The 7471-nt window shown below is 67.8% G+C and carries 5 protein-coding genes; 4 read left to right on the top strand and 1 reads right to left on the bottom strand.

Features of this window, described 5'->3' with window-relative positions:
• Together D7X74_RS44185 and D7X74_RS13485 are read left to right on the top strand one after the other, a co-directional pair.
• On the top strand, positions 1 to 295 hold a 295-nt coding region (locus D7X74_RS44185), incomplete at its 5' end, for a hypothetical protein (RefSeq protein ID WP_233602087.1).
• A 684-nt stretch (positions 296 to 979) separates the two neighbouring features.
• A complete protein-coding gene (locus D7X74_RS13485; RefSeq protein ID WP_158622229.1) occupies positions 980 to 3439 on the top strand; it encodes a M12 family metallopeptidase in 2460 nt (819 codons plus the stop codon).
• A gap of 66 nt (positions 3440 to 3505) precedes the next feature.
• Here the strand turns inward: D7X74_RS13485 and D7X74_RS13480 are convergent, their stop codons facing one another.
• A complete protein-coding gene (locus tag D7X74_RS13480) occupies positions 3506 to 5170 on the bottom strand; it encodes an alpha-amylase family protein (RefSeq protein WP_120533351.1) in 1665 nt (554 codons plus the stop codon).
• 198 nt (positions 5171 to 5368) lie between these two features.
• Here D7X74_RS13480 and D7X74_RS13475 point away from each other — a divergent pair, with 198 nt between their 5' ends.
• Positions 5369 to 6331, top strand: coding sequence for a TIGR03885 family FMN-dependent LLM class oxidoreductase (locus D7X74_RS13475; RefSeq protein ID WP_120533350.1), 963 nt, complete (start codon positions 5369 to 5371; stop codon positions 6329 to 6331).
• Between the two features lie 35 nt (positions 6332 to 6366).
• On the top strand, positions 6367 to 7470 hold the full coding sequence (locus tag D7X74_RS13470; RefSeq protein WP_233595570.1) for a winged helix DNA-binding domain-containing protein: 1104 nt from the start codon (positions 6367 to 6369) through the stop codon (positions 7468 to 7470).
• The last annotated feature ends 1 nt before the right edge of the window (position 7471 follow it).

Below are 7471 nucleotides of genomic sequence, written 5' to 3'. Positions count from 1 at the left end.
CTTTCTGCGTCCTGCGGGCTCCTTCGTTGCCTCGGCGCCGTCCAGTGACTTCCGCCGATTCTCTTCGAAGGGGAGCGGCTTCTACTTCTTCGCCGCCTTCCGTGTCAACCGCTTCCTTGTCAGCTTTCCCCACCGCTTTCGTCCGCCCTGTTGCCTGCCGGACTTTCTTTCGGTGGGGCGCGGCTTCTACCACCGCCGCGCTCGCTGTCAACTCTGCGTTGACTGCCCTATTTTCTTGTCGGTGCTGCGCTCTCCCAGAAGTTCCTTCCGCGCCAGTGCGCGGGCTTCCGGGTGAGGGGCGCGGCTTCTATCTCTTCGCCGCGTTCTGCGTCAACCGCTCGTTACATCCGAGAGCGTTTCCTCGGAAGAAGCAGGTCGCTGGACGTCAGCGGCCGGCCGTTCCGGGGGGCCGGGCAATACCACGTGGTTTCCGGACCGCGCAACATTCCGTCGAAGCGTGGACGACAAAAAACGGCCGAGGTGTGGACGGCCGCGTCGGCGAGGGCCCCCCACCCTCCTCCCAGCGCCTTGGGCGGCCCCCTGCTCGACCGGAGTGACTTTCAGTTGCAGGTCCAGCGGTCTGTTCGCCTGGTGCCCAGGCCAGCCCCATGACGCCCACACTGCGAGGCGCTGCGCAGGGGCCTCTTCGCGAGCGGCACTGACTCAGTGGGAGCGATGGAAAGGGCCGTGGCGCAGCCGTCTCCTGCCCCAGGAAGTTCCATGGGCACGCGGCCAGCTTCGCCCCCTCCTCTCGTATCCCCGAACGAGTCACCGTCGTTCCAATCGAGGGGGAGTCCTTCACATGCGCAGCAATACGAATCACGCCCGGTGGATCCGGGCGATTACGGCCGTGGCCTGCCTTGGCACCGCTTGCCGGCCTGAAGACGTCGCGGAAACCACCAATCCGGTCCCCGTGCCTCAGGCGCCGTCCTCCGCCATCACGGGTGTGCGCTCGGCATGGGTCCGCCTGGGTCCCAACGTGGAACCGAAGGAGGTCAGGTACGAGGCCATCGACGGGCTCGCCATGTTCGAGGGCGACATCATCCTGGGCACCGTCGAGGACGTGGAGCGCGAGTCCGCGAACGTGCGCGCCCAGGCGGAAGGGCGTGTCTCCGCCCAGTCCATCCACGTCACCGGCAGCAGCAAGCGCTGGCCGAACGGCGTCGTCCCCTACGTCCACGTCTACGGCTCCCTGGATGACAACTCCGTCGTCCACGACGCCATCCAGCACTGGCAGCGCAAGACGGGCCTGCGCTTCGTGCCCGTGTCCGCCACGACGCCCACGTCCACCGACCACGTCTACTTCGTGAAGGGTCAGGGCTGCTCGTCCTCCGTCGGCCGGCAAGGCGGCCGCCAGTACATCCAGCTCGAGGGCGCCTGCGGGCTGGGCTCGGTCATCCACGAGCTGGGTCACGCCATCGGCTTCTGGCACGAGCAGAGCCGCGAGTACCGCGACGACTACGTGGAGATCCTCTGGGACAACATCCTCCCCGACAAGGAGCACAACTTCGAGCAGCACATCAGCGACGGCGACAACTACGGGCCCTATGACTTCGGCTCCATCATGCATTACGGAGCCACGGCCTTCGGCCGCACCGACCCCGCCACCGGCAAGACCCTGGTGACCATCCGCACCAAGGGCGGTGAGTTCATCGGGCAGCGCTCCGGGCTGAGCACCGGGGACATCACCTCCGCGGCCGCCCTCTATCCCGGTGAGATGAAGGGCAACTTCGAGGAGATCACCAGCACCGGCCAGGTGAAGGGCTGGGCGCTGGATACCGCTTCGCCCGAAGCGTCCGTGGACGTGCACGTCTACATCGATGGGCCCGCCGGAGCGGGTGCGTTCGGCGCCTCCGCCCCGACGAACGTCTATCGCGCGGACGTCAACTCCGCCAACAACGGCATCCTGGGCAACCACGGCTTCTACTTCCCCGTCCCCGCGTACTACCGCGATGGCCAGACCCACACGATGCACGTCTACGGCATCGACGCGCAGGGCATCCACAACCCGCTCATCGCAGGCTCGCCGCGCAGCTTCAACCTGCCGGGCGCCTTCGGCACGCTCGACACCATCTCGGGCGACGGCACCGTGTCCGGCTGGGCGCTGGACCTGGACTCGCCCTCGCTCTCCATCCCGGTCTACTACTCCATCGATGGCAACCCAGCCTCCGTGGGTAACACGGTGGCGAACCTCTACCGGGCCGACGTGAAGGCCGCCTACCCGATGGCGTCCGGCGCCAACGGCTTCACCTTCCGCATCCCGGACGTCTACGTGGATGGCCAGGAGCACACGCTGCGCATCTACGCGTTGGATCAGCAGGGCCGCCACAGCCCGCTGCTCGTCAATGCGCCCAAGACGTTCCGGCTGGCCATGCCCTCGGTCTACCGGACCGGCGTCTTCGCGGGCACGGGCGGCGCGGATCAGCTCCTGAGCATCGACGGCGCGGGCTACGGCTCACGCGTGGCCGTCGCCGGATACGTCAATGCCAACGGCTTCCCCCACTTCCACTACCAGGAGCCCTGGGGTGCATCGAGCCTGCTGGACGGCTGGCACAACCCCGGCGACATCAAGCTCCAGGGTGACTTCCGCGGCCTGGGCCATGACCAGCTGCTCTTCATCAACACGTCCGGAGCCCAGGGCCGGGTGATGATCACCGACTTCCGCGACGGCGCCCTGCCCGCAGAGGTGCGCTACCACGAGTCCTATGGGCAGAACGGCCTGCTCAATGGTTGGCACGACCCAGAGGACCTCCAGCTCGCGGGCGACTTCCTCAACCTCGGGCATGACCAGGTGCTGTTCTTCAACCGCGCCGGCACCCTGGGCCGGATCATGATCGCCGACTTCAGCGACGGCGTTGTTCCCGCCGAGGTCGGCTACCACGAGGCCTGGAGCGGCCCCAATTCGTTCGAGGATTGCTCCGAGCCGGACGACGCGTTCTACGTGGGTGACTTCCAGAACCTCGGTTACGACCAGGTGCTCTGCATCAACCGCTCGGGCACCGGGGCTCGGGTGCGCATCCTTGATTTCCACTCGGGCGTGGCCCCGGCGCAGGTGCGCTACGTGGAGACTTCCGGCGCCTTCCCGCTGCTGGACGGCATGGTGGACGCGGAGGACAAGCAGGCCGTGGGCGACTTCCGTGGCCTGGGCTACGACCAGCTCCTGTTCGTGAACAACGGGACCACCGGTCCGGCCCTGCTCGTCGCGGACTTCCTCGACGGCGTCCCGCCCGCCGAGGTGCGCTACCGCGAGGAGCAGGGCGTGAGTGGCATCCCGTACGTCCTGGGCAACCGGATGCTCGTGGGTGACTTCCGCGGCCTGGGCCATGATCAGGTGCTCTACGGCGCCTGGCACGACCCCAGCTACTACACCACCATCGTGGACCTCTCCGACGGCGTCGCTCCGGCGGAGAAGCTCTTCGAGAAGATCGAACTCAACTGAGCCGCTGACGTCGCAGGGGCCGCGTCCCTCTCGAGGGGGACGCGGCTTCCGCTCCGTGTCGCAAGCTCAGCGCATCGGTTCCGCCTTGTGCTTGCGCGCGGGGTTCTCCTGCCCCACCCGGAACCAGCGGTAGCCGTAGCCCTCCAGCGTCAACACGTGGCGCTTGCCATCCGCGGGCTCTGAATGGTCCTCGGACAGCACGTTGTAGAGCGGGCAGGCCTCCTCACCGCCCGCGTCCAGCTTCACCGTGCAGGGCCGGGACGACAGGTTGTGCAACACCACCATCGCGTTGCCCTTCCAGTCGTACCGGATGGCGAGCACCGCCTTGTTCCCCGTGCGCAGGATCTTCCACTTGCCCCACCCCAGCTCCGGGCACTCCTTGCGCGCGCGGATGATGCGCTCGGTCCAGTTGAGCTGTGAGCCCGGGTCCCTTCGCTGCTGGGCCACGTTCACCTGGGGGAAGCCGAACGGCCCCTCCGACACCAGGGGCTTCACCGGCTTGTCCGCCAGCGTGAAGCCGCCGTGCCGCTCCGGGCTCCACTGCATCGGGGTGCGCACCGACTGACGCTCCACCAGCGCCAGGTTCTCGCCCATGCCCAGCTCGTCGCCGTACCAGAGCACCGGCGTTCCCGGCAGCGTGAACATCAGGCTGTAGGCCAGTTCGATGCGGCGGCGGTCCCCGTCCAGCATCGACGCGAACCTCCGGCGCAGCCCCCGGTCATAGAGCTGCATGCCCTTGTCGGGCCCCAGCGACTGGAACACCTCCGCCCGGTCCTCGTCCGACAGGCGCCCCAGGTCCAGCTCGTCGTGGTTGCGCAGGAAGTTCGCCCACTGCGCCGTGTGCGGCAGGTCCGGCGACTCCTTCAGCGCGGCGACGAGCGGCGTCGAATCCCCCCGGGTCAGCGCCAGATAGAAGTTCTGGTTCGCGAGGAAGTTGAAGACGAGCTGCATGCGGTCGTTCTCGCCAAAGAACTCCACCACCTCGTGCATGGTGACGTTGGCTTCCGCGAGCAAGATGGCGTCACCCTTCCTCCACGAGAGGAACTCGCGCATCTCCTCCAACAGGACGTAGGGGTCCTTCACCCCGGAGTTCTTCACGCCCTTGAGTTCCACGAGGAAGGGCACCGCGTCCACCCGGAAGCCGGACACGCCCAGCTCCAGCCAGAACCCCATCACCTTGAGGATCTGCTCGCGCACCTCCGGGTTGGCCACGTTGAGGTCGGGCTGGAAGTCGAAGAAGCGGTGGAAGTACCAGAGCTTCGCCTCCTTGTCGTACGTCCACGTGGAGGGCTGCACGCCCGGGAAGACCATGCCCTTGTTGGCGTCCTTGGGCCGCTTCTTCGACCAGACGTAGTAGTCGCGGAAGCGGCTGTCCGGGTCCTTGCGCGCCGCCTGGAACCACGGGTGCTGATCCGACGTGTGGTTCACCACCAGGTCGATGATGACGCGGATGCCGTGCAGCTTCGCTTCGTGCGTGAAGGCCACGAAGTCACCCAGGTCTCCCAGCCGGGGATCCACGCCGTAGTAGTCACGGATGTCGTAGCCGTTGTCGCGGTTGGGCGTGGGCTGGAAGGGCAACAGCCACAAGCAGGTGATGCCCAGGCCCGCCAGGTAGTCCAGCTTGCGTCGCAGCCCCGTGAAGTCCCCGATGCCGTCGCCGTTGCCGTCCATGAACGTCTCGACGTCGAGGCAGTAGATGACCGCGTTCTTGTACCAGAGGTCTTCGATCATCCCGTCTCCCCGGGGCGTGCACCCCGGCGCGAGGGACCCCCGTCCCCTTTAAGCATCCAGGCTCCCGCGTCTGACCCTCGGTTCAAGGGACGCGTGTGGAACCCCACACCCGGGGGCAGGCGGAGTTCGTTCAGCCAACACTCGCTCGGAAGCAAGCCTCGCGGCGCGGCGGAGCCGGCGCCAGGGTGGATGGACTCCATGGCACTCATCGGATTCCACGCGTCGCACGAACAGTTCACGCCCAGCGAGCTTCTTCGCCTCAGTCGGAAGGCGGAGGGCGCGGGCTTCCAGGCCGCGCTCAACTCCGACCACTTCCATCCCTGGACCGACGCGCAGGGACAGAGCGGCTTCGCCTGGTCCTTCATGGGCGCGGCGCTCGCCACCACCGGGCTGTCCTTTGGCGTGGTGAACGCTCCCGGTCAGCGCTACCACCCGGCCCTCATCGCCCAGGCGCTCGCCACCCTCAACGAGATGTTCCCGGGGCGGGCCTGGGCGGCGCTCGGCAGCGGGCAGTACCTCAACGAGGCCATCACCGGCACCGGCTGGCCCGCCAAGGACCTGCGCAATGCCCGCCTTCGGGAGTGCGTGGACGTGATGCGCGCCCTCTTCCGGGGAGAGACCGTCACCCACCGGGGAGTCGTCACCGTGGAGGAGGCGAAGCTGTACACGCGCCCCGTGGAGGCCCCCAGGTTGCTGGGCGCGGCCGTCACCGCGAAGACGGCCCGCTGGGTGGGGAGCTGGGCGGATGGGCTGCTCACCACCGCCCGTCCTCCGGACGAGCTTCGCAAGGTGGTGGAGGCCTTCCGGGAGGGCGGCGGCGAGGGCAAGCCGATGTACCTCAAGGTCCAGCTCTCCTACGCGGCCGATGAGGAGCGCGCTCGCGCTGGTGCCTACGACCAGTGGGCTTCCAACATCTTCGCCAACAGCGTCCTCACCGACCTGCGCACTCCCGCCCAGTTCCAGGAGGCCGCGAGCGTCGTGCAGCCCCATGACCTGGATGGCCCGCTGCGCGTCTCCAACAGCCTCCAGCAGCATGTGGACTGGCTGGGCGAGGACCTCCGCCTGGGCTTCGAGCGGCTGTACCTGCACAACGTCAACCGGGAACAGGACGCGTTCATCGATGCGTTCGGCGCGCAGGTGATTCCGGCGCTCACTCGCTGAACCTCCGGCCGCGCGCCCTGGCTATGCTCGGGCGCATGGCTACCGAAGTCCTGTCGTCCCAGGCCCTCAACCGGGCCACCCTTGCCCGGCAGTTGCTGCTGACCCGCGAGAAGATGCCGGTGCTTCGCGCCGTCGAGCACCTGGTGGGCCTCCAGGCGCAGCTCGCGCGTCCGCCGTACCTGGCCCTCTGGTCCCGGCTCCAGGGCTTCCAGCGGGACTCGCTCACGAAGCTCGCGCACCAGCGGGACGTGGTTCGCGGCACGATGATGCGCGGCACGCTGCACCTGATGACCGCGAAGGACTACCTGCGCTACCGCGACATGTACCGGCCCATGCTCACCGCCGCCATGCACAGCGTACTCAAGGAGCGCTCCACGTCGTTGGATCTGCCCGCGCTGCTCGCCACCGCCCGGCCCTTCCTCGATGAGAGGCCGCGCACGTTCGAGGAGGTGCGCGCCCACCTGATGAAGCACCACGTGGAGGGCGATGAGCGGGCCATGGGCTTCGCCACGCGCATGCTGCTGCCCCTCGTCCAGGTGCCCGAGGACGGGCTGGACTGGGGCTGGCCGGGCAACTCCGGGTTCACGCTGGCGGAGACGTGGCTGGGCAAGCCGCTGGACACCAACGAGGACGCCTCCCCGCTGGTGCTGCGCTACCTGGCGGCGTTCGGCCCGGCCACGGTGGCGGACATGCAGACGTGGTCCGGGCTCAAGCCCCTGAAGGACGCCTTCGAGAAGGTTCGCGGCAAGCTGGTGGAGTTCCGCGACGAGAAGAAGCGCGTGCTCTTCGACCTGCCCAAGGCCCCCCGGCCTCCCGAGGACACGCCCGCCCCGGTGCGCTTCCTGCCCGACTACGACAACCTCATCCTCTCCCACGCGGACCGGACCCGCGTCGTCACCGAGGAACACCGCAAGGCCATGTCCACCGGCAACCTGCGCGTGCAGGCCGTGTTCCTGGTGGACGGACGCGTCGCCGGCATGTGGTCCACCGAGCGCAAGAAGGGCTCCGCGACGCTGGTATGCAAGCCGTTCGTGCCGCTCAAGAAGCCAGCCCGCGACGCCCTCACCCAGGAGGGCGAGGACGTCCTTCGCTTCACCGAGCCCGACGCGAAGGACGTGGCGGTGACGTTCGCGAAGTGAC

It is taken from the genome of Corallococcus sp. CA047B (assembly GCF_003612065.1).
In the GTDB taxonomy this organism is placed as follows: domain Bacteria; phylum Myxococcota; class Myxococcia; order Myxococcales; family Myxococcaceae; genus Corallococcus; species Corallococcus praedator.
Note: the sequence above shows the minus strand (reverse complement) of the source record. Positions and strands in the feature narration are given on the sequence as shown.

Excerpts from the sequence above, each read along its gene's own strand:
- D7X74_RS13480 (WP_120533351.1), bottom strand. The coding sequence starts at position 5,170 with ATGATCGAAGACCTCTGGTACAAGAACGCGGTCATCTACTGCCTCGAC.
- D7X74_RS13475 (WP_120533350.1), top strand. The coding sequence starts at position 5,369 with ATGGCACTCATCGGATTCCACGCGTCGCACGAACAGTTCACGCCCAGC.
- D7X74_RS13470 (WP_233595570.1), top strand. The coding sequence starts at position 6,367 with ATGGCTACCGAAGTCCTGTCGTCCCAGGCCCTCAACCGGGCCACCCTT.